Genomic DNA, 23,167 nt, shown 5'->3' with positions numbered 1-23,167 from the left:
TTTCTCCCTATTATGGTTTAACCGGCTGGTTGGTTTTAAAGTCTACCCAGTGCACAGGGGCATCGACAGCATTTGGATTGGCTCTAACACCCGCTTTTGCAGCAAGATTTTGGGTGCTGGTTTGAGAGGAGCAGCGCTCTTCTTGCTGTGCATCCAAAAACGTCACTACTTCCTCTTCCCATTCTTTATCTAAGGCCTCAAAGCTATCATCAGGCTTTTCTTTGCTGATTTTCTCTTGATACTCTTCGACTATGTCTAAAGGCTTTCCAGCAATCTGCAATAGTGCATTAAAGCAACCTTTATACATACTGCCGCGGTGCTCAAGTCTGGCAGCGAGCAAGGCAATAATATGGCTGACATCGGCGATATCCATACGAATCTGAATATCATCGTCGATAACCGTCGCTTGATACGCTAAAAACTCTAGATATAAAGGCAGATAATCAGGCAGCTCTTTAACGCTAATTTCAAAGCCAGCTTCTTGATATTGACCCATCAAATCGACCATGGCTTGACCACGGTCGCGCGACTCGCCATGCACGTGTTCAAACAACCACAGCGATAAAGAACGACCGCGCTCAAACAGACCGTCATAGCGTGCTTGCGCTTCAAGAGAGCCGGTATCGATTAAATCTTCAATCAAGTCAATGATTTGCGCACGTACTTCTGGGCTGATGATGGTTGATCTCGCAACAATCTCTGTGCAATCAGCAAGCGTATCGCCTAAAAATAACTCATTGCTTGGATAATCGATAAGTAAGCTTAGGACTTTGAGTATTTTTAAGTCTGAAGCGCCAATTAATGGCATCACAGAGTCGCTAACAGAGCTGTCGGTATGAACTTGAGTAGTTTGCATCTTATGACTCCCACTTTTGGACAGTATCGATGAAATCGCGGCGATTGGCTTTACGTTGTCCAAACATACTGTTGTCAGAATGTCCTGAACAGCCCTCGCCAAAGGTAAATCCGCAACCATTACGTTCAGCAAAAGCATCACTTAACGCCTCTTCACGATGCGCCGTTGGAATCACAAAGCGGTCTTCGTAGTTGGCAATGGCTAAGTAGCGATACATCTCTTCAACTTGTAGCTTGGTTAAGCCAACATCATCTAAAATGCTTTGTACTTCTTGTTTTTCGACCAGTTGCATACGCTTGTAGCTACGCATCGCAAGCAGACGTTTTAGCGCCAGACGAACCGGCTCTTCATCACCAGCGGTCAAAAGATTGGCTAAATAACGTAGCGGAATACGTAAGCTGTCGACATCTGGAATGAGACCATCCATACCAACTTTGCCCGCTTCAGCCGCGTTTTGAATCGGTGATAATGGCGGTACATACCAAACCATTGGTAGCGTACGATATTCAGGGTGTAGCGGTAGGGCAAGCTTCCAATCAACTGCAAGCTTATAGACTGGTGAGCGCTGCGCAGAATCAATCACTGACTGCGGGACACCGTCTTTTAATGCTTGAGCAATAACTACAGGGTCATTAGGATCCAAGAATAAATCCAATTGCGCAGGGTAAATGTCTTTTTCATTAGGCGTACTAGCCGCTTCAGCGATTTTGTCAGCGTCATATAACAAGACACCTAAATAGCGGATACGACCAACGCACGTTTCTGAACAAACCGTTGGCAAGCCAGCTTCAATGCGTGGATAGCAGAAGATACATTTTTCAGATTTGCCGGACTTCCAGTTGTAGTAAATCTTTTTATACGGGCAGCCTGAGATACACATACGCCAGCCGCGACATTTTTCTTGATCAATCAAGACAATACCGTCTTCTTCACGCTTGTAGATCGCACCACTAGGACAAGCCGCTACGCAAGTTGGGTTCAAGCAATGCTCGCATAGACGCGGCAAATACATCATGAAAGTATTTTCGTACTCGCCGTAGATATCCGCTTGAATATTGTCAAAGTTTTTATCTTTACGACGTTTTTCAAACTCTGTACCTAGAATTTCTTCCCAGTTAGGACCCCATTCAATCTTTTGCATACGCTTGCCAGTGATGGCTGAACGCGGACGGGCGATAGGCTGATGGTTACTAATAGGCGCGGTATGCAGATGCTGATAATCAAAATCAAATGGTTCGTAATAATCATCAATCTCTGGCAAGTCAGGGTTGGCAAAGATATTAGCCAATACTCGGAATTTACCACCGATGCGTGGATTGATCGTGCCGTTGGCGTTACGTATCCAACCACCTTTCCATTTGGTTTGGTTTTCCCATTCTTTGGGATAGCCGATACCAGGCTTTGACTCAACGTTGTTAAACCACGCGTATTCCATACCTTCACGGCTGGTCCAGACGTTTTTACAGGTGACTGAGCAGGTATGACAACCGATACATTTATCAAGGTTAAGCACCATGCCGACTTGCGAACGAATTTTCATGGATCTGTGCTCCAAATATTAGTAGAAAAAGCAGCCTTTATTCTTCATTAAGGTTGTTTAAAAGATGTCGTTTTAAAAAACTCTTTTAAAACGACATATTCTCAATAGAAGAAAATGCTTTAATCCTCAATGGTGGTTGGTAGTGGACGCGGTAATTCGTTATCTGGCTTATCTTCTAGCCAGTCGATTTTTGACATTTTACGAATTACCACAAACTCATCACGGTTACAACCCACGGTGCCATAGTAGTTAAAGCCATAAGATTGCTGGGCATAGCTACCAATCATATGCGTCGGTTTCAAGATGGTACGAGTCATTGAGTTATGAATACCGCCACGTGTACCGGTCTGCTCAGAACCTGGGATGTTGACCAGTTTTTCTTGAGCGTGATACATCATTGTCATGCCTTCTTTGACACGCTGACTGACGATGGCACGAGCGGTAAGGGCGCCGTTAGCATTGAATAATTCAATCCAGTCGTTATCGACGATACCTGCTTTTGCCGCATCGACTTCTGACATCCAAACACAAGGTCCACCGCGGCTTAGGGTCAACATCAGCAAGTTTTCAGAGTAGGTACTGTGGATGCCCCATTTTTGGTGCGGTGTTAAGAAGTTCAGTACAATCTCTTTGTTACCGTTCGGCTTGGCGTCTTTGAGCAGCTCAGTGGTCTTGGTATCAATCGGTGGACGATACTGTTGCATTTGCTCGCCAAACGCCTGCATCCAAGGATGGTCTTGATAAAACTGCTGACGACCAGTCAGGGTGCGCCAAGGAATCAGCTCATGAACGTTGGTATAACCGGCGTTATAACTCACCTGATCCGACTCAATACCTGACCACGTTGGGCTTGAAATAATCTTACGCGGCTGGGCGACGATATCTTTAAAGCGGATTTTTTCATGTTCGCTAGATTTGGCAAGATGAGTATGGTCGCGACCGGTGAACTGTGACAATGCCGCCCAACCTTTTACCGCGACATGACCATTGGTTTCAGGCGCCAACATCAAAATCATTTCAGAAGCATTGATAGCGGTATTGAGACTTGGTCTGCCTTCAGAAATACCGGGATCAGTCACTCTATGATTTAAATCACCGAGCTGTTTGACTTCGGTTTTCATATCCCAGTTCAAGCCTTTTGAGCCGTTGCCTAATTTTTCTAAAGCAGGACCCATAGAAGTAAACTTCTTGTAAGTGTTTGGATAATCACGCTCAACCACCATAATCATCGGACAGTTTTTACCCGGTACTGGTTTTTCGCCAGCGGTTTTCCAGTCAGTGCCACCAAATGGCTGTGCTAATTCACCCGGGGTGTCATGTTGCATCGGTAAAGTGACGACATCGGTTTCAACGCCTAAATGACCTTTTGAGACTTCAGAAAAGCTCTTGGCAATCCCTTTATAAATTTCCCAATCGGTTTTAGATTCCCATGCAGGGTCAGTCGCTGCAGTAAGTGGATGGATAAACGGATGCATATCTGAGGTATTCATGTCATCTTTTTCGTACCACGTTGCAGTTGGTAGCACGATGTCAGAATACAGACAGGTCGAAGACATACGGAAGTCTAACGTGACAACTAAGTCCAATTTACCGGTAGGACCTTTTTCTACCCAATCGACTTCTTTTGGTTGCAGATGACCCTCGGCGTTTTCTTCATTGAGCAAGCCATTTTTGGTACCCAAGAAATACTTGAGCATATATTCATGGCCTTTACCTGATGAGCCCAATAAGTTTGAGCGCCAGATAAACATGTTGCGCGGGAAGTTGGCCGGATTATCAGGAGATTCACAAGCAAAGCGTAAGCTGCCATCTTCGAGAGAGTCGACGACATATTCTTCTATATCTTTGCCGCTATCTTTGGCTTTGGCCGCGATGGTCAATGGGTTACGGTTTAATTGTGGCGCTGAAGGCAGCCAGCCTGCACGCTCTGCTTGAATATTGTAGTCAAGCATATGCTCTGGGAAGAATTTTTTATTGACAAGTGGCGATAGGATTTCATGGGCAGAAATAGTTTCATGACGCCACTGTGAGCTGTGCGTATAGAAGAAACTGGTACCCGCCATATGACGCGGTGGTCGCATCCAGTCGAGGGCAAATGCCAACGGCAACCAGCCGGTCTGTGGACGTAGTTTTTCTTGACCAACATAATGCGCCCAGCCGCCGCCAGATTTACCGATACAGCCACACAGCATCAGCATGTTAATCACGCCGCGATAGTTCATATCGAGGTGATACCAATGGTTCATACCCGCGCCGATGATAATCATCGATTTACCATGCGTTTTATGAGCGTTTTCAGCAAATTCATGTGCGACTTGGATAACGCGCTCACGGCTAAGACCCGTGATGACTTCTTGCCAAGCAGGCGTACCCGGAACCGTCTCGTCATTATAATCATCGGTGACGTGTTCGCCGCCAACACCATTATCAACACCAAGGTTAGCAACGGTTAAATCAAATACAGTGGCAACGATAGCAGTGCTGCCATCGGCAAGGGTGATGGTTTTACAAGGGACGGTTTTTTGCTGTATCGCTTCGCCCGGTACCGAGGTAAAGTGTGAGTGTGACACATGACCAAAGTAATCAAAGCCGACTACGCAGGTTTCATTGCTGTCTTTTAACGTCAGGGTTAGGTCAATATCTGCGCCTGTCGTACCATTTTTTTGTTCAAGATTCCATTTGCCTTTTTCGCCCCAACGATAACCAATCGAGCCGAGTGGAGAGACCAGCTCGCCATTACTATTTAGACCGATGGTTTTCCATTCTGGGTTGTTTTCTTGACCTAAATTATCGATTAAGTCAGAAGCACGCAGATAGCGACCAGCATGGCGTGCGCCTTCTTCACCTTCTAGCATGACGAGCACAGGTAAGTCGGTATAACGCTTGGCGTAATCTAAGAAGTAGTCACTTGGCTGCTTGAGATAGAACTCTTTGATAATGACATGACAGAATGCTTGCGCGACAGCCGCATCAGTACCCTGTTTTGGATTTAGCCATAAGTCAGTAAGTTTAGAGACTTCCGCATAGTCAGGGGTGATGGAGACGGTTTTAGTACCTTTATAACGTACTTCGGTAAAGAAATGCGCATCTGGTGTACGCGTTTGCGGAACGTTTGAGCCCCACGCAATAATATAGTCAGAGTTGTACCAATCGGCTGACTCTGGCACGTCAGTCTGCTCGCCCCAAACCATTGGCGACGCTGGCGGTAAATCACAATACCAGTCGTAGAATGATAAGCAAACACCACCAATCAACGATAAATAACGACTACCCGCAGCATAACTGACCATCGACATCGCAGGAATCGGAGAGAAGCCAACGATACGGTCAGGGCCAAAAGTTTTGGCGGTATAAACGTTACTGGCAGCGATGATTTCGTTGACTTCCGCCCACGTTGAGCGAATAAAACCACCCAAGCCGCGCTTAGATTTGTACTGTTCTGCTTTGATAGGGTCTTGGACAATACTGCCCCATGCATCGACCGGATCAGGATATTGCGCTTTGGCTTCACGCCATAATTTTAGAAGCGGCTTACGTACCTTAGGATATTTAACACGGTTGGCTGAGTACATATACCAGCTATAGCTTGCGCCACGTGGGCAGCCACGCGGTTCGTGGTTTGGTAGGTCTGGACGGGTTTCAGGATAGTCGGTCTGCTGCGTCTCCCACGTCACCAAGCCATTTTTGACGTAAATTTTCCATGAGCAAGAACCGGTACAGTTGACACCATGCGTTGAGCGCACAACTTTGTCATACTGCCAACGGCTACGATATACGTTTTCCCAATCACGAGCTTCATCACGCGTCTCGCCATGCCCATCGGAAAATTCGCCCTGTTTACGTTTAAAAAAACGGAATTGGTCGAGTAAATGGCTCATTTCGCTATCCTCTGTTTTATTGCCTAAGGTGTATCTAGAGCTGAGTGCAGAATGCTTCTATCTTGATAGTGCTTGATATCGGTATGCAGCTAAGCCGTAAATATTATTTCGATAGCGTCATTTTAAGTAAGCCGTCATCCTCTTACTATCAGCTAACATGAGCAGGGCACTACCACCTTAGTAGTAGCTGACAAAAATAAAAACTGATTAAAAATACCGTTAAGCGTCAATGATTAATGCCAATTAATGAGCTAAAAGTTGCTCAGCAAAAATTTAAAACAAAAAAAGTGCTACTCACATCAGCAAGTAGCACTTCATAGGATTAGTTATTGCTCATTCAAAAGAATGTTGTTAAAGGGTTGTTTGTAAAAAAGCAGCCTTAACAAGGAATCTCAGCGTTATCACGGCTGTAATACCACCAAGTCAACACAATGCAGACCACATAAAAGACGATGAGCGCCATAAAGGTACCGTCAACGCCTAACCCTGAACCAAACATTTTTGGCACAAAGAACGCGCCATAAGCTGCGATTGCTGAGGTGAATCCGACCACGGCCGCTGACTCTTTACGTATCTCGATAAATAGTGGCTCTGTCCCCGCTTTTTCAGGCTCAAGGCGTTCATGAAAGGTTCTAAAAATAACTGGAATCATGGTAAAGGTCGAGCCGTTACCGATACCTGTGGTGATAAATAGCACCATAAAGGAGATAAAGTAGCCAACGAAGCTGCCCTCATGGGTTTCGCTAGGTAGGAAATACATCACCGCAAATACTGCCAATACCATCACAATGTAGTTCCAAAAAGTGACTTTTGCGCCGCTGGTTTTATCAGATATCCAGCCACCTAGTGGACGAAATAGTGCGCCGACCAGAGGACCTAAAAAGGCAAATTTAAGCGCATCAATAGCAGGGAACGAGTTCTTAATCAACATCGGAAACGCTGCGGAAAAACCAATAAAGGAGCCAAAGGTCGCCATATAAAGAATGCACATAATCCAGTTATGTTTGCGTTTAAAGATAACCGATTGGTCTTTAAACGAGGCTTTGGCGGTGGCAATATCATTCATGCCAAACCATGCTAATGCTGAGAACAGCAGGATAAAGGGTACCCAGATAAAGCCAGCATTTTGCAAATAAAACAGTTTACCGCTTTCAGCTACTTGTGGGTCGCCGCCTAAGCTACCAAAAGCGGCTACCAATATAATCATCGGGACGACGAACTGCATGACTGATACGCCCAAATTACCCAAACCAGCGTTTAGCCCAAGTGCCGTACCTTGTTCCGCTTTTGGATAAAAGAACGAGATATTGGACATAGACGAGGCAAAGTTACCACCACCAAAGCCACAAAGCAGCGCAATAATGGCAAATATCATAAACGGCGTATCAGGATTTTGAACCGCAAAGCCCATCCATAATGCCGGAATTAATAAAGACAAAGTCGATATCGCGGTCCAACGACGACCACCAAAAATCGGTACCATAAAAGAATAAAAAATTCGTAGCGTTGCCCCTGATAGACCGGGCAGCGCCGCTAACCAAAACAGCTGCCCGCCATCAAAATCAAAACCAATTTCAGGTAAGCGTACGATGACCGCGCTCCATACCATCCATACTGCAAACGCCAGTAGCAAGGATGGAATGGATATCCATAAATTTCGAGTGGCGACTTTTTTACCGCCGCCTTTCCAAAACTCTTCTATTTCGGGTCGCCAGTCAGTAATGAGCTTACCCCCTTTGAAGTTGTAATTATTGCCCATACTATTCCTCACTTAATATCATTTATGCTTGGTTATAATGGATAGTTTTATAACCTTCAGCCGTTATAAAAATTACCGTATGCAGTCGCTTTGATTGTTGTTAATGACTGCTTATATTTGGCTTGGATTGATGCGGTAAATTGATGTCTGTCATCAATGCGCCCTTGATAACAGTGAATCATCACAATCAATGGTTTTATAGAAACGATAACTCACGGTACTGCGTTATCCCGATGATGAGTATTCATACATAGTGGTATACTGATGGCTAAAAGAGGTATGTTGCGGGCAGAGTGATTACTAAAATTTTGCTCTGAATGGGCTGATATGGTTTTTATTTTTTAAAAAGTTCGGAGTTTTTAACCAGAACTGCTTTGAGCTTGGTTATGCGCACTTGGCTGTTTTTAAGATGTTTTTAATACTTTTAAGAAGTTGTTAACGCTGATACTGAACGCCTCTTTTTTACTAATACTGATAGGTCAATACTATTTATGAAGTCTATTCAACGCCGCCAGTCTTTAACCCTTCATGCTTGGGGCGCTATTATTATCATCGCCATCTTATCCTTGATGTCAGCACTGGGGAGTGGGGCGCTGGCTTGGGTAGCACGGTCTGATGCTGAAGCGATTAATACCGCCGGCTCGATACGCATGGCCACTTATCGCATTAGCTTTCAAATTGCGACTGGTTTTTCCGATGATCATCCTTTTAGCTCAAGTTTAAATATTGGCCAAAACAGCGTCGGCGACCAAGAAGATAAGCTGCTTGTTAACCAAGATAAATTAGACTTTTCTAATAAAAACACCGCTGAAAAGACAGCTATCTTAATTAAGGATATGGAAAATCGGCTGGCAGAATTGCAGGTCTATCAGCTAACGAGTGCCAATAGACATACGCTTATTAATGAGCAGCTTGATGAGATAAAAGACCAATGGTATCAAGACTTAAAGCCGACTTTATTGGCGCAGAATAAAGAGGCGTTTTATGGTGTTTCCGCCAGTTATATCGAAGATGTGAACCGCTTTGTTGGTGAGCTGCAGTACCGAAACGAGCAGCGCCAGACATGGCAGCAAAACCTGCAAATCCTCTCATTGATACTGACCATCATTATTGTGCTGATTGGCATGCGAAGATTGCATCAATTGGTGCTCACGCCTATTTATCAATTGATAAAAGCCAATAATCAATTTAAAGACGGTCAGTTCAATACCAGAGTGTCCATCACAGGCTATCGAGAGTTTGAAGTACTTGGCAATTCTTTTAATGATATGGCAAGTACGATTGAGACCTATCAGCGCTCGCTTGAGAGTGAGGTGCAGATTAAAACCCAGCATTTGGTCAAAGCCAATCAAGTGCTGTCACTGTTTTATGACTTCTCAAAATCGCTGACCACTAGCCAAGTGAGCTTATATCAGCTCGACGCTTTAATTGCAGATTTTAGTAAAACCTTGCCGCATTTAGAATTCACCTTGTGCATACAGAATAAATATATCACCAGTAAAAACGCCATCGTTCTGCATGGCGAAAAAATGAAAGAACTGTGCAAAAAGCTCAACTGTGATAACTGTGCAACGAAAAATGGCGAACATACCAAGTCTTATCCCATTGTTCATCAACAAGAAGAATTTGGCGAATTACGTGTGCGATCTAAGTCGGCGCTAATGATGAATTACTCTTTTCTTGCTGATGATGGCATTAATGATAATAATAAGACTGGTCATGGTATGGCGCCAGAGCAGCGCATAAACATGAAAGAGGCGGGTGGTGTTTTCCCGTCTAGCAGTCCAGAATTGGATGCGCAAAATAACGAGCTTATCGTGGCGCTGACCAACTTAATCAGTACCGCCTTATCACTACGTAAGCAAAGACAGCAAGAGCATCAGCTGATTTTATTTGAAGAGCGCTCGACCATTGCTAGAGAATTGCATGACTCCTTGGCGCAGTCGTTATCTTATCTAAAAATACAAGTCAGCGTACTTGAGAGACATCTTAAAAACGCTAGCAGCGAGCCCGTCAAAGCGCCGGTAGCGCAAAATATCGAGCAGATAAAAATGGGGTTAGGCTCCGCTTATCAGCAGTTAAGAGATTTGTTGGTGACCTTTCGTTTGACCATTGATAATGACAATTTTGATGAAGCCTTGCATGAAGCTGCTAGTGAGTTTGCCTTAAAAGGCGACTTTAATATAAAGGTACACAACCATATTATGACGCTCAATTTGAGCGCCACTGAGCAGATAGATTTGATTCAGATTGCCAGAGAGGCGCTGTCAAATATCAGCCGCCATGCAAAAGCACAAAACGTCGCAATTCACCTAGAATACGAGAACGGTGATAAATATATAGTCATGAGTATCATCGATGATGGCGTTGGCATGTCTGGCGGTGTCGATCAAACCCAGCATCACGGCTTGATGATTATGAAAGAGCGCGCCCATAATATCGGCGGCGAACTTATCGTGACCGATAACGAGCCATGCGGCACTATCGTTACGGTCAGATTTGAGCCCAATTTCTTCGACGAAGAGAGTAATAAAGACGCTTATTTATAACCCCATAATATTATGATTTTAGGTAATTAATTAGCTTTTTTTAAATTTGTTTATTTGCGATTTTTTGGTGAGGGTTTTTAACCAGTTTTATTTACAAATATTTTTTCAGCTAAGCAGTTTTTAAGCCCTGTAATACTGAGCTATTAAATTTAAACCATTAAATTCTTGTACCATTTTTTTAATTTGTGAGTATGTTATGAGCACCAAAGTTTATACCAGCACGTCGCCCGCTCGCCTATTATTGGTCGATGACCATCCGATGCTACGCCGCGGCATATCTGAGTTATTAAGTCTTGAAGACGATGTCAAAGTCGTTGGCGAAACCAGTAATGGTCAAGAGGCATTAGCATTTTTAGAAAATAATGACGTCGATTTGGTGATACTTGACCATAAAATGCCGCTGCTCACCGGTATCGAAACCTTGAGAGAAATCAAAGCCAGAAATATCAATACCAAAACCGTCCTGTTCACCGTTTCTGATAGCGGTGAAGACGTACAAGAGGCGTTAAAATTGGGCGTCGATGGCTATCTGCTAAAAGATATGGAGCCCGAGCTGATCATTATTGATATCAGAAAAATACTCCGCGGTGAGTTGGTCATCAGTCCCAATCTAGCCTCGATACTTGCCCAAACGTTGCGCACTCCAAGCATTCAAGATATCGCCAGTAATCTGACCAGCAGAGAGCTACAAGTCATTCAGATGATTGCTGAGGGGATGAGTAATAAGATGATTGCTAATAATCTAGATATTGCCGAATCGACGGTTAAAGTACACGTTAAGCATATCCTCAATAAAACCGGTCTGCGAACTCGAGTAGAAGCGGCAGTGTGGACAGTGAACCATTTATCTAAATAGCGTTTTAAACTTAATAAGCAAGATAGAAGCCTTTATCGTATTTATCTAAAAATAAAAACCCACTTAACTTTTGCTAAGTGGGTTTTTTTTGGTCAAAAGGTATTATGAATAACTAGCCTTGTTCTGCCGCAATTTGGCGATCAACGGATGACATTTTATATTCATCACCAAAGGCGTCTTCTGGTTCTGCCAACCAAAAATAACAGACAACCCATGCAATCAATGCGCCAACTGCGATGATATAAAAGAACTGATTGGGCTCTACAAAGGTATAAATAAATAAGTAGAATACCGCGCCAACGTTACCATAAGCGCCTGCCATGCCTGATATTTGACCGGTCAAACGACGTTTAATTGAAGGAATAATTCCAAAGGTCGCGCCTTCTGCCCCTTGTACAAACACCGAGCACAGAATGGTAAAGACCACGGCGATAAATAGCGGCCATTCGGCATTAAGCATACCCATCAGCGCAAAACCAATACCAATACCGAACATATAAATCAGCATCACCAAACGACGATTACCGACTTTATCAGAGATATAACCGCCAAGTGGCCGCGCCCATAAGTTGACAAAGGCAAAGGTAGAGGCAATCAAACCAGCCGCAGTCGGATCAAGTTTCCAAGTCGCAGCAAAGAACATCGGTAGCATAGAAACCACCGCTAGCTCTGCGCCAAAGTTGGCAAAATAGCTGACATTCAGCGCCGCCACCGATTTAAACGGGTATTTATCATCTTCTGGAATACCGGCTTTAAGCATGGGCACATTGACGCTAATAGCCTTATAAATCTGATAAATGACCATCAATACAATCACGCTATAAGCAATGATAGCGCCCGTCGCACTTAAAAATCCCATCGCTTGGGTGCGATACACCAGCAATCCCAATACGCCGTATAAAGGAACGATAAATAAGCAATATAACCACAAGTCTTTCCAAGTCGACACTTCTAACGCGCCAGCTTTACGGGATTTCTTATGCGTACCGACGTCCGGTCCATCGGTGATTAAAAACCAATAAGCCACGCCGTATAGCGCCATTAATAGACCAGATAGTGCAATTGCCCAGCGCCAACCATCATCGCCGCCAAAGAATTGTAAGGCAACGGTTGGAATGGTAATCGCCGCTGCTGCTGAACCAAAATTTCCCCAGCCAGCATAAAAGCCTTCGGCAAAGCCAATATCTTTGGGTTTAAACCATAATGCCGTCATATGGATACCGACGACGAAACCTGCACCGACGATAGACATAAACAAGCGCGAAACGAATAGTTGCATGGCAGAGTCGCCAAACGCGAAAAACCACGTCGGTATCGCCATCACCACCATTAATATAGAAAACACGCGCCGTGGACCAAAAAGGTCCAATGCCATACCGACGATGACGCGCCCCGGGATCGTCAACGCGACGTTGGCAATTAAAAATAATTTGATGTGATCAGGGGTCAAATAGCTTTCTGTCTGCAGCATCGATGTTGCCAGCGGTGCCATATTAAACCAGACATAAAAGGTGAGAAAAAAAGCAATCCACGTATAGTGAAGCGCCCTTATCTCACGGCGTTCAACCTCGAGTAATTCTTTTGCATGCATGATAATGTCCCCATTATAAATTCTGATGCCCGTAATGGACACAAGATAGCAATAAAGGGGGCGTTATAACTATTGAGCAAAAGCAGTATAGCGACTACTTTCTATACTACTTAATGGGGAGTAGGCGGACATTTTCGGGTGTTGTATGTTTATTAATAATCAAGCTAATACAAGGGTAGCAAAACCATTTAAAAGGTGCTATTTTATATTAATGATAATTATTCTCAATTGAATGTTAGCCTTTAAGGCGGATTGAGAAATAAAATCTATATTAAGCAAACTAGCCAAGGAGTTATCATGAGTGCCACGACTAATACTAACAATTCCACTAGCACGACCAATCCCGTCATTCCAAGCCATTGGAAAATAAAACGTTCAACACACTTCTTCACCAAAGATAAAGTGCCTAACGCCTTACTGACCCATCACAATACGGCAGAGGGCGTATATGGGCAAATTTGTGTCATGCAAGGTACGGTTACCTTTTATGGCTTTGCTGACGAAGCAGCTACTGAGCCAGAAAAGACAGTCGTTATTAATGCCGGACAGTTTGCGGTCAGCCCGCCTCAATATTGGCACCGCGTAGAGTTAAGTGACGATGCCCAGTTCAATATCAACTTTTGGACAGAAGGTGATGCTGGTAATAAATCGCTGTTTAATAGCTCCAAAATCCATAGTAAACCTATCGAAAAGTTGTTTGATAAGCCAGAGGAATCTTAATCAGCTAGGGTAATTATGCTATAAAGTTATTGTGCTATTACAAGCGCTTTTATGATGGCACAATCGCGCTAAATGTTGATAAGATGACTATCCATCTATTTACCTATTTATTTATGGAACTAAGCATGTCAGCTTTTATCAATCAGCCTGCCAATAAAAACGCGGGTATCGATACCAATATTGAATCGCAAAATTATCGAGCAATCATTAAATCACTTGCGGCTACCCAGACATGGTTATTTGTCCCTGCAACGCGAATAGATCGGGTAGCAAAAGCCTTTGCTAGTGGGGCAGATGCGGTGATTGTTGATTTGGAAGACGCGGTGGCGCAAGTAGACAAAGCTCAAGCTCGTGCGGAATTAAAAGAATATTATGATGCTGAGCATGATGCTAAAAGCTATCGTCCGATTTGGCTGCGTATCAATCAAGCGGGCAGTGCAGAATTTGTTAAAGATTTAGCTTTATGTCAGCAGCTGCCTAAGCTGGCAGGCGTGTTACTGGCAAAAGCGGAACAGGCAGCAGATATCGAAAGGGTCTATCAAGAAACGGGGCTTCCCGTGATTGCATTGATAGAAAATGCCATGGGCTTATACCGTATTGAGGAGATGGCAAAAGCGAGAGGACTGCTTGCATTTAGCTATGGTTTTTTAGATTTATGCAACGACCTACAAGTACAAGTGGGTACAGCGTCAGCGGATATTATTGCCAATCAAATTCGTTATCAGCTTATCCTGACTTCAAGAGTCCACCAACTGCTCGCGCCGATTGATAGTGTGTATGCAGATTTTAATGACAGTAAAGGGCTGCATAATCGTGTGCAGTTATGGTCGCAAATGGGCATGTCAGGTATGCTTTGTATTCATCCTAAGCAAGTTGACGTCGTCAAGCGGTCGCTGCAACCAACGGTTGGTGAGCTTGAATTTGCGCAACGAGTAGTCACAGAATATGAGCGCACTGGACAAGCAGTCTTTAAACTTGACGGTAATATGGTCGATGCGCCGGTGATTGAACGCAGTTATCAGGTGTTATTAAGCGCTGAATAATTAGTGCGATATTGGTTTTAGAGTAATTTAACCACGTACCAGATAGTTCAATGCTATCTGGCTTTTTTATGCCTATTAATTATGCACAATCCATTAACCGGCTTTGATATTAGCCCAAGTGTTTTGGAAATTTATAGCGAGGTTAATTGTCGGTTTTATTAAGAGTGAACAGCGCAGTTTATTATACTTATAAAAATAAATAGAAATAACTATTAACATTCATATTAAATGAATGTTATTATATTTCCAGTTTGATGCTAAATGTAAATACTCCTCAAATACTTTTAGCCATCGAAGCGATAAAGTATATTAATTAATCAGTGACGTAATCTTAAATTTAAGTTATTAATCTTTACTCTTACCTAAATATCAAGACCAAAACTAAGACTAAGGCAGTAGGCTTAATATTTGAAGAATTATCAATCAGAGCTATCAATAGATTTATCCCAACGGGCAATATTATTTTTTCATTTTGGAATCATTACGCTTATAAACATTCATTTAAAATGAATTTTTAAGTATTCACATTATTTATCTAGCCAGTAGGAGCAAGATATGGGCGAGTACAAGAAGTATTGGTGGGGCTTAATCGCCGTCCTCGTGATTACCTTTACCTTTTTAGGCTGGGGCGGCGTGGAAGTGTATCGTACTGCACCTCCTATCCCTGATCAGTATATTGATGGCAATGGGAAGGTTTTAATCACAGAAGAAGATATTTTAGATGGTCAATCTGCTTGGCAGCGCACCGGTGGTCAGCAGCTTGGCTCAGTGCTCGGACATGGCGCATATCAAGCGCCTGATTGGACGGCGGATTGGTTACACAGAGAGCTTGTGGCTTGGTTAGATATCAGGTCAAAAGAGTTGTATGGGCATGATTTTGCCACTGCAACAGACGATCAAAAAGCGGTTCTCAATGCGCAGTTGAAAAAAGAGTATCGTGGTAGCAATACTAATGATAAAAATCAAGTGGTGTTGTCGGATACGCGTATCGCTGCCATCAATGAAGTCACGCCTTATTATATCGGTTTATACGGTAATGAGCCTTCATTGCAAAAGTCGCGTGAAAACTTTGCCATGAAAAACAATACTTTGGCAGATCTTGAAGACAGACAAAAACTGACTAATTTTTTCTTTTGGACGACTTGGATGGCTTCTACCAACCGTCCGGGTACTGATGCGACGTATACCAATAACTGGCCGCATGAGCCACTAATTGATAACGTCCCGACTTCAGAAAATATCATGTGGTCTATCGCCAGTGTGGTGTTCTTAATTGCTGGGGTTGGTTTCCTCATTTGGGGTTGGTCATTCTTACGTAAAGAAGAAGACGTTAAGGAAATCACACCAGATACTGATCCGTTAACCAAAATAGCGTTAACGCCGTCGCAAAAAGCCTTGGCAAAATACGGTGTTTTAGTGATGGGGCTGTTTGTTTTTCAGGTATTTATTGGCGGTTTCGTCGCGCATTATACCGTTGAAGGGCAAGAGTTTTATGGTATTGCCGTCGCCGATTACTTCCCGTATTCGCTGGTGCGTACGTGGCATATTCAGGCCGCATTGTTTTGGATTGCCACTGCTTTCTTGATGGCAGGCTTGTATTTGACACCGCTTATCAATGGCGGTAAAGATCCTAAGTATCAAAAACTGGGCGTTGATATACTTTGGGTGGCGTTAATCATAGTGGTTGTCGGCTCATTTATCAGTCAATACTTTGCCATTGCTGGCATTATGCCTGCGAAATACAACTTCTGGTTTGGACATCAAGGCTATGAGTTTATTGACCTTGGTCGCTTCTGGCAGATTTTAAAATGGGTTGGTATATTGTTTTGGCTGTTGTTAATGACCCGCGGTTGCTTACCGGCATTTAAACAGCCGGGCGATAAAAATTTATTGGCAATCTTCTTTGCATCAGTCGTTTGCGTCGGTTTATTTTACGGTGCAGGCTTGTTCTATGGTGAGCGTACGCATTTAACCATCATGGAATACTGGCGCTGGTGGGTTGTGCATTTATGGGTAGAAGGCTTCTTTGAAGTATTCGCCACCGTATCATTGGCTTTCATTTTCTATAACTTAGGCTTGGTTAATAAAAAAATTGCTACCGGTTCAGCTATCGCTTCTGCGGCGCTATTTATGCTCGGCGGTGTACCAGGTACCTTCCACCATTTATATTTCTCAGGCACGACCACGCCCGTGATGGCAATCGGTGCCTCATTTAGTGCCTTGGAAGTTGTACCTTTGGTTGTATTAGGTTACGAAGGTTATGAGCATTGGTCTATGCAGCGTCAAGCGCCATGGATGGATAAGCTCAAATGGCCTATCATGTGTTTCGTTGCCGTCGCATTCTGGAATATGTTGGGTGCGGGCGTGTTCGGCTTTATGATTAACCCACCTGTGTCACTGTTCTATTTACAAGGGTTAAATACCACAGCCGTTCACTCACATGCCGCTTTATTTGGGGTATATGGATTCTTAGCAATCGGCTTTGTCTTACTGGTCATGCGTTATATCCGTCCAGACTATGTGTTTAGTGAAAACCTTATCAAAACCGGTTTTTGGGCGCTAAATGCAGGCTTGGTATTGATGATTGTCACCAGCTTATTACCGATCGGTATTTTCCAAGCACATGCATCAATGACCGAAGGTCTATGGTACGCTCGTAGTGAAGGCTTCTTACAACAAGATTTCTTACAGACATTACGTTGGATTCGTACCTTTGGTGACGTGGTCTTAATCACTGGTGCTGTTTGTGTGGCATTGCAGGTTGTTAAGTTTGCCTTTGCAAAACCCTCACATTCAAACTACCAACCTGAAAACCCTGTAAATGATTAATATCTAAGTCATTAACAAGGTTAAAGAATAAAAAAGCTCTGTAATGGCAGGGCTTTTTTAGTGCCTTATTAAATGTCTTTTTAATGAGAACCAGCTCTAAAAATAACCAGTTTTCTTAAAGGTTTTACCTATTTTTATGATGCGATAATAAGCTTGATGCTCACTTCAAAATAATACTCATCTTTTACGCTGATGGCTATTTTACCGTTATGAGCGTTGACAATCGCATGCACAATGGATAAACCTAGACCGGTGCCAGAGTGCATATTTATTGTTTTATGATGGCGATAAAAGCGCTCTGATAATTTATCCACTTCTGCTTGCGTCATCGGAACAGTTAAACGATTGGTAAAAGTAATTTTCAGGTACGAGATAGGCATGCCTGATAAAGATAAAACCTGCCCACTACTTGCAACGTTATCCGTTACAGTTGCGGCGCTAATATAAATAATACTATCACTGGCCGCATAATAGACCGCATTAGCAACTAAGTTGGCAAACAGCCTTTGCAATAAGCTTTCATCACCAAGCACGGCTTTAAACTCACCCGTTTTCTCAAAAGAGATAGCACGGTCTTCCGCTATCCATTCATAATAATCAATCATCTTAGTCAGCAATAGATTGCTATCCACGCGATGAAATTGCGAATGAATCAAGCCTTTTTGAGTTTTTGCCAGTAGTAGCATATTATTAATTAAATTGGATAACTGTGCTAAGGTGTCGTGCTGATGGTGCAGCTGCTCGATATATTCTTGGCTATCTCGCGGTTTACTAAGCATGACTTGGGTTTGGGTGCTAAGAGTAGCAAGCGGTGTGCGCAGCTCGTGGGCGATATCGTCTGAGAAGCGCGAAAGCGATGCAAAATTGTGCGCCAGCTTATCCATCATCGCATTATACGTCTCCGCAAGCGGGCGCAATTCACTGGGCATATCAGCTATCACAATTCTATCGTCGAGCTGTTCGGCATTGATGCCGCTCATTTTTTGCCTAATAGTCGCCAGTGGCGCAAAGCCTAAATGCACACTAAAAGCGGCGATAAATACTAAAGTAAAAGTAATAGCAATTAAGATAAGAATCAGCTGACGGTTAAACTGCGCCAGATACTGATGATGAACATCGATGGGTAGGGCGATGAGTGCTAAGCGACTGGCGTGCTGAATGACAATAGCGCGATAGTGGCGGTCGTTGATGGTTAAGTCAAACGGCTGCTCATGATGTTTTTGCCACAGATTTTTAACCGCCCCATCATTGCTCGATTGATTGATAAAACCTGCGGGCACACTAATAAGGACTTGCCCGTTATTGTCGGTAATGACGGTTTTGACTTCATAGTCAATGCTAGCGTTCTGTAAAGCGAGCGTCTGCTGAGAAAGTAGTTTTTCCTTTTTAGAGTCAGCATCGGTAGTAGCAATATTGTTAATGTTGGCAATGTTACCAGTATTCATAGTGTCGCCGATGTGATTGCTGTCCATATATTGGCGTAAATTAAACGCCGCATGGGTCAAAATCTCTGCATCCATTTGCTCAAAATGGTCATTAACTGAACGCTGTATCCAAATATATAGAAATATTTGGGTGACGATAACGCACAGGCTTAATAATAGGATAGTGCGCCACAATAAGGATAAGCGACCATCTGTCGCAATCGGTGTCATATTACTGATTCATCGTTATGATGTCGCTATCATTGGTATTATCAATATGGTCGAGCCGATAACCCATACCGCGCACCGTATGAATCAGCTTAATATCGAAATCATCATCGATTTTAATCCGCAAACGCCGTATCGCCACGTCAATCACATTAGTGTCGCTATCGAAATTGATATCCCATACTTGCGAGGCAATCACAGAACGCGGCAGCACCTCACCCTGTCGCTCAAGGAAAAACTGCAATAGCGCAAACTCTTTGGCGGTTAATTTAATAATCTGCCCACTACGCGATACTGTGCGTTTAGCAATATCCATTTTTAAATCGGCAATCTGCAGCACTGTATTGGCATAATCGGTTTGATTGACGCGTCGCAATAGGTTTTTGATTCTGACCAGTAGCTCAGCAAAGGCAAAAGGCTTGGTCAGATAATCGTCACCGCCGATTTCTATGCCCTTTACGCGGTCGCTTAAATCATCTTTTGCCGTTAGAAACAATACTGGCGTCAGCTTGCCCGCTGCCCGATAATTACGCACCAACTCAAAGCCACTAATGTCAGGCAACATCACATCCATAATGACCACATTGAAATCTTCGGTCATCAAAGCATGATAACCATCTAGCCCAGTTTTATGGTGCTCAACGATAAAACCCACTTCACTCAAACCCTTTTTAATATAGTCGCCAAGCGATATTTCATCTTCGACCAATAGTATTTTCATAGCGTATCTATGCTCATTATTCGTGCTCATTATTTATGATGTTTTTATGCAAGTACAGTTGCGATATGGTTGAGTTTTCTGCCATCAATCATAGAGCAATGGCAGCGCTATTCCTATACTAAGCTGGCAAGATGACAAAATTGTCATCTTAGCGTCATCTGCTTGTCAGGCTGACGTTGTTAAGATTTTTATATAATATTTTAACGTTAGGCATTATTACTACCACTATTACTATAGCTACCAATGCCATGCATTTCTAAAAATACCTGCCATTTTTTGCTATTAATGAGACATTTACTATGGTTATCCTTGCCACTAAATTTATTCGTCAGTTTAAATCGCGTGAGCCAAAACCTAATAAGCTTACAAAAAAATCTCTACGCGGCGGCTTTATGATATTGGCGGCGTCGACACTTTTCGCCTGTAATCAAGCAGATATTAAGGCAAATGCTAATGTAGATACGTCGATAGATAATGTAGAAAATGTTAACCAATCTTCTACGATAAATGCTAAAGCTCTGCATTCTGATTTACTCAAAAATGTCTCAGCGACTGTCTATAAAGATGTCAATTGTGGCTGTTGTAAAGACTGGATAGAGCATGTGCAAAATTATGGTCTTACAGCGACAAGCCAGCATCCAAAGGATTTGTCATTATTCAAAGATCGCTATGGCGTGCCGACTGAAATGCGTTCATGCCATACTGCGGTAACGACTGATGGTTATGTGTTTGAGGGGCATGTCCCAGCTAAATATGTCGCGCAGTTTCTAGCCAATCCACCGGCACAAGCAATCGGGCTTGCCGTGCCTGGTATGCCAATGGGTAGTCCGGGGATGGAGTATCAAGGACAGTTTGCGCCTTATCAGATTATGCAAATAAACAAAGATGGTACCAACCAAGTATATGCAGATATTGAGTCTGCTGATCAGCAGTTATAAGTTTATGCAATAAGAAACACATTACAGAAGCTAATAAAAGAAGAAGGACCTTTGGTAATGGACGATCTATTAAATAGCCTAAGCAATATATAGGCTATCAAAAAGACCTAAGTCATGTAGAGGAAGACTAGTTATGAATCATGCAGAACAAGAAAAAATGAACCCGTATATAAAGTTTTCACTGATGATTTTAACATCCACTGTGGTCATGTATATCATGATGTACTTCAATACCTATCAATGGGACCATGTCTACTTTAATGAGACAAGAGCTTATATGGCAATGTATATGGGCGCTGGCATGGCAGTCATTATGCTGGCATTCATGGGTAATATGTATAAAAAAACCAAGCTCAATCTTATGATTTATGGTCTTAGTGTCTTGATGTTTGCCGTGGGTATTTTGGGCGTCAGATCACAAGCGACCGTCGATCAAGTCGACTGGATGCAAGCGATGATACCGCATCATTCGATTGCTATTTTGACCAGTAGCCGCGCCAATATCGAAGATCCTAGAGTACAAAAGCTTGCCGATGATATTATCGACGCGCAAAAGCGTGAAATCGGGGAGATGCAAGCGCTTATTGAAGCGCTTAAATAAATTATTTGATAAATAAATCTTGTGAGCTGGCTATATTTATCACCTCCATTTAACACATTAATGTAATAAATTTCTTATTGGTAGATCTTAATTGATTTGCCATTTTTTTATTTTCTACCTATATAAAGGATATACCATGAAAATCACTCATCATTCACGTTTTGCTATTCTCACCGCTAGTATCGGTGCTGCATTACTAATCAGTGCCTGTCAGCCTACCAATGACAAGACTACACCTGCTACAGAAGAGGCGGCAGTCGTTAATGATACTGATAATGTTAACGATGCAGCCGCCGCTACGGGTCCGCACGCCAGTCACGATATGTCTGCGGGCGCAATGGCAGATGCTGAGCATATGACGCCGATGCATCAGGCGTATAGTGACTCTATGCTAAAGATGCATGACGAGATGATGGTTGGGATGGAATATAACGATCCAGATGCCGCCTTTGCAAAAGGGATGCTCGGTCATCATATTGGCGCGGTTGATATGGCAGATATTCAGCTGAAATATGGTACTGATAAAGAGATGCGCCAGCTGGCACAAGAGATAATCGATGCTCAACAAGCTGAAATTGAGCAAATGCAAACTTGGCTAGCCAGTCATCCTGATGCACCTGAAGCCACATCCGATACCAAAGCCATGCAACAAGCCTATGCCGATGGTATGGATGCCATGCATGATGAGATGATGGTAGGTATTGCCGATCCTAATGCAGATATGGCATTTGCACGTGGTATGTTGCCGCATCATGTTGGCGCGGTTGATATGGCAAAGGTACAGTTAAAATATGGTAAAGATGCCGAAATGCGTCAACTTGCGCAAGCTGTCATCGACGCCCAGCAGTCTGAAATTGAGCAAATGCAAAATTGGATAGCCAAACAAGGCAGTTAGAAGTTTTGTGTAAAAAAGTAGCTAGAAGTTTGCCGTAATATACTGCTTAATTAAATTTAAATAAAAAACCCAGCTAAGAGCTTCTTAGCTGGGTTTGTTTTTAGCGCGTTATTAATTTATTAGCCATTTGTTAAGCTTTGAATTCTCGACTAAAACTTCATGTCTTTGTTAAATGCTTTTAGACATTTTTACCATGTTGCTTCTGCTGGATGTCTTTTGCCAAGTTATAGCATTCATTGATATGGTCGGTGGCGATTTTTTTGAAAATCATATAACCTATCGTTGCTGCAACCATTTGTCCGCCAAGCGGGATAAATTTAGTTACTTGCTTGGCTGCAATACGACCACCAAAGCCTTGAACGGTCTTTTTCACGATACCACGTGTTGCCATTAAGCCTGCAAAGTCAACGGTACGGTCTTTTAGCGCTGCCCAATGAATGGCGCGTGATTCCAAGTCGATGGCAGATTGACGTCCTTCAATCAAACCAAAACGTTCGCTAATCTCAGGTAACAGCATGGTCAGCATGCTGGCATCAACTGCCACGTCAAAAAATGGTACTGGAACGATGGCAACACCCGCTGACAGTTTGGCGCGTTTTTTAACCAGCTTTTCACAGTCTTTTTTAACTTTCTCAAGGTCTAAATTTGGGTCGATGGTATTAGGCAGTTTTTCAACAAGGGGAGTGGTTTTCATAAAGCGTCCTTAAAATGTTTAACAAACAGAAAATAGTGATTATAG

16 protein-coding genes are annotated in these 23,167 nt (G+C 43.1%); 8 read left to right on the top strand and 8 right to left on the bottom strand.

Annotated features, from left to right (window positions below):
• Positions 1 to 10: 10 nt before the first annotated feature.
• From narJ to FHS24_RS04015, 4 genes are all read right to left on the bottom strand, one after another.
• A complete protein-coding gene (gene narJ / locus FHS24_RS04030) occupies positions 11 to 856 on the bottom strand; it encodes a nitrate reductase molybdenum cofactor assembly chaperone (protein WP_183618889.1) in 846 nt (281 codons plus the stop codon).
• Position 857: 1 nt separating this feature from the next.
• Complete coding sequence (gene narH / locus FHS24_RS04025; RefSeq protein WP_183618887.1) at positions 858 to 2,396, bottom strand: nitrate reductase subunit beta; 1,539 nt, start codon at positions 2,394 to 2,396, stop codon at positions 858 to 860.
• Positions 2,397 to 2,515: 119 nt separating this feature from the next.
• A complete protein-coding gene (locus FHS24_RS04020; RefSeq protein WP_183618885.1) occupies positions 2,516 to 6,274 on the bottom strand; it encodes a nitrate reductase subunit alpha in 3,759 nt (1,252 codons plus the stop codon).
• 379 nt (positions 6,275 to 6,653) lie between these two features.
• On the bottom strand, positions 6,654 to 8,033 hold the full coding sequence (locus tag FHS24_RS04015; protein WP_183618883.1) for a NarK family nitrate/nitrite MFS transporter: 1,380 nt from the start codon (positions 8,031 to 8,033) through the stop codon (positions 6,654 to 6,656).
• Between the two features lie 491 nt (positions 8,034 to 8,524).
• Between FHS24_RS04015 and FHS24_RS04010 the strand changes: the two genes are divergently transcribed.
• Together FHS24_RS04010 and narL are read left to right on the top strand one after the other, a co-directional pair.
• Positions 8,525 to 10,582 (top strand): histidine kinase, encoded by a 2,058-nt coding sequence (locus tag FHS24_RS04010; RefSeq protein ID WP_183618881.1) that lies wholly within the window; start codon positions 8,525 to 8,527, stop codon positions 10,580 to 10,582.
• Positions 10,583 to 10,778: 196 nt separating this feature from the next.
• Entirely contained in the window at positions 10,779 to 11,438 is a 660-nt protein-coding gene (gene narL / locus FHS24_RS04005) for a two-component system response regulator NarL (protein ID WP_183618880.1), read from the top strand.
• A 112-nt stretch (positions 11,439 to 11,550) separates the two neighbouring features.
• Here the strand turns inward: narL and FHS24_RS04000 are convergent, their stop codons facing one another.
• On the bottom strand, positions 11,551 to 13,029 hold the full coding sequence (locus tag FHS24_RS04000) for an MFS transporter (protein ID WP_183618878.1): 1,479 nt from the start codon (positions 13,027 to 13,029) through the stop codon (positions 11,551 to 11,553).
• A 297-nt stretch (positions 13,030 to 13,326) separates the two neighbouring features.
• On the opposite strand from FHS24_RS04000, the gene FHS24_RS03995 reads away from it, so the two are divergent.
• The 3 genes from FHS24_RS03995 (at position 13,327) to FHS24_RS03985 (ending at position 17,621) form a co-directional block, all read left to right on the top strand.
• The gene (locus FHS24_RS03995; RefSeq protein WP_183618876.1) at positions 13,327 to 13,749 is read left to right on the top strand and encodes a DUF1971 domain-containing protein; all 423 of its coding nucleotides are present in this window, start codon (positions 13,327 to 13,329) and stop codon (positions 13,747 to 13,749) included.
• A gap of 125 nt (positions 13,750 to 13,874) precedes the next feature.
• A complete protein-coding gene (locus FHS24_RS03990) occupies positions 13,875 to 14,792 on the top strand; it encodes an HpcH/HpaI aldolase/citrate lyase family protein (RefSeq protein ID WP_183618874.1) in 918 nt (305 codons plus the stop codon).
• 555 nt (positions 14,793 to 15,347) lie between these two features.
• Entirely contained in the window at positions 15,348 to 17,621 is a 2,274-nt protein-coding gene (locus tag FHS24_RS03985) for a nitric-oxide reductase large subunit (RefSeq protein ID WP_183618872.1), read from the top strand.
• Between the two features lie 134 nt (positions 17,622 to 17,755).
• On the opposite strand, the gene FHS24_RS03980 is transcribed toward FHS24_RS03985, so the two are convergent.
• Both FHS24_RS03980 and FHS24_RS03975 read right to left on the bottom strand, forming a co-directional pair.
• Positions 17,756 to 19,276, bottom strand: a complete 1,521-nt coding sequence (locus FHS24_RS03980) for an ATP-binding protein (protein ID WP_183618870.1) — start codon at positions 19,274 to 19,276, stop codon at positions 17,756 to 17,758.
• 1 nt (position 19,277) lies between these two features.
• Entirely contained in the window at positions 19,278 to 19,994 is a 717-nt protein-coding gene (locus FHS24_RS03975) for a heavy metal response regulator transcription factor (RefSeq protein ID WP_183618868.1), read from the bottom strand.
• A gap of 299 nt (positions 19,995 to 20,293) precedes the next feature.
• On the opposite strand from FHS24_RS03975, the gene FHS24_RS03970 reads away from it, so the two are divergent.
• The 3 genes from FHS24_RS03970 to copM all read left to right on the top strand — a co-directional run bounded on the left by FHS24_RS03970 (position 20,294) and on the right by copM (position 22,428).
• Complete coding sequence (locus tag FHS24_RS03970; protein ID WP_406947771.1) at positions 20,294 to 20,932, top strand: DUF411 domain-containing protein; 639 nt, start codon at positions 20,294 to 20,296, stop codon at positions 20,930 to 20,932.
• 133 nt (positions 20,933 to 21,065) lie between these two features.
• A complete protein-coding gene (locus FHS24_RS03965; RefSeq protein ID WP_227671717.1) occupies positions 21,066 to 21,533 on the top strand; it encodes a DUF305 domain-containing protein in 468 nt (155 codons plus the stop codon).
• A gap of 136 nt (positions 21,534 to 21,669) precedes the next feature.
• Positions 21,670 to 22,428 (top strand): CopM family metallochaperone, encoded by a 759-nt coding sequence (gene copM, locus FHS24_RS03960; protein WP_183618867.1) that lies wholly within the window; start codon positions 21,670 to 21,672, stop codon positions 22,426 to 22,428.
• Positions 22,429 to 22,606: 178 nt separating this feature from the next.
• On the opposite strand, the gene FHS24_RS03955 is transcribed toward copM, so the two are convergent.
• The gene (locus tag FHS24_RS03955; RefSeq protein WP_183618866.1) at positions 22,607 to 23,122 is read right to left on the bottom strand and encodes a hypothetical protein; all 516 of its coding nucleotides are present in this window, start codon (positions 23,120 to 23,122) and stop codon (positions 22,607 to 22,609) included.
• Between the last annotated feature and the right edge of the window lie 45 nt (positions 23,123 to 23,167).

Source organism: Psychrobacter luti (assembly GCF_014192115.1).
Classification (GTDB): domain Bacteria; phylum Pseudomonadota; class Gammaproteobacteria; order Pseudomonadales; family Moraxellaceae; genus Psychrobacter; species Psychrobacter luti.
This window is presented reverse-complemented; position numbering and strand designations above follow the sequence as displayed.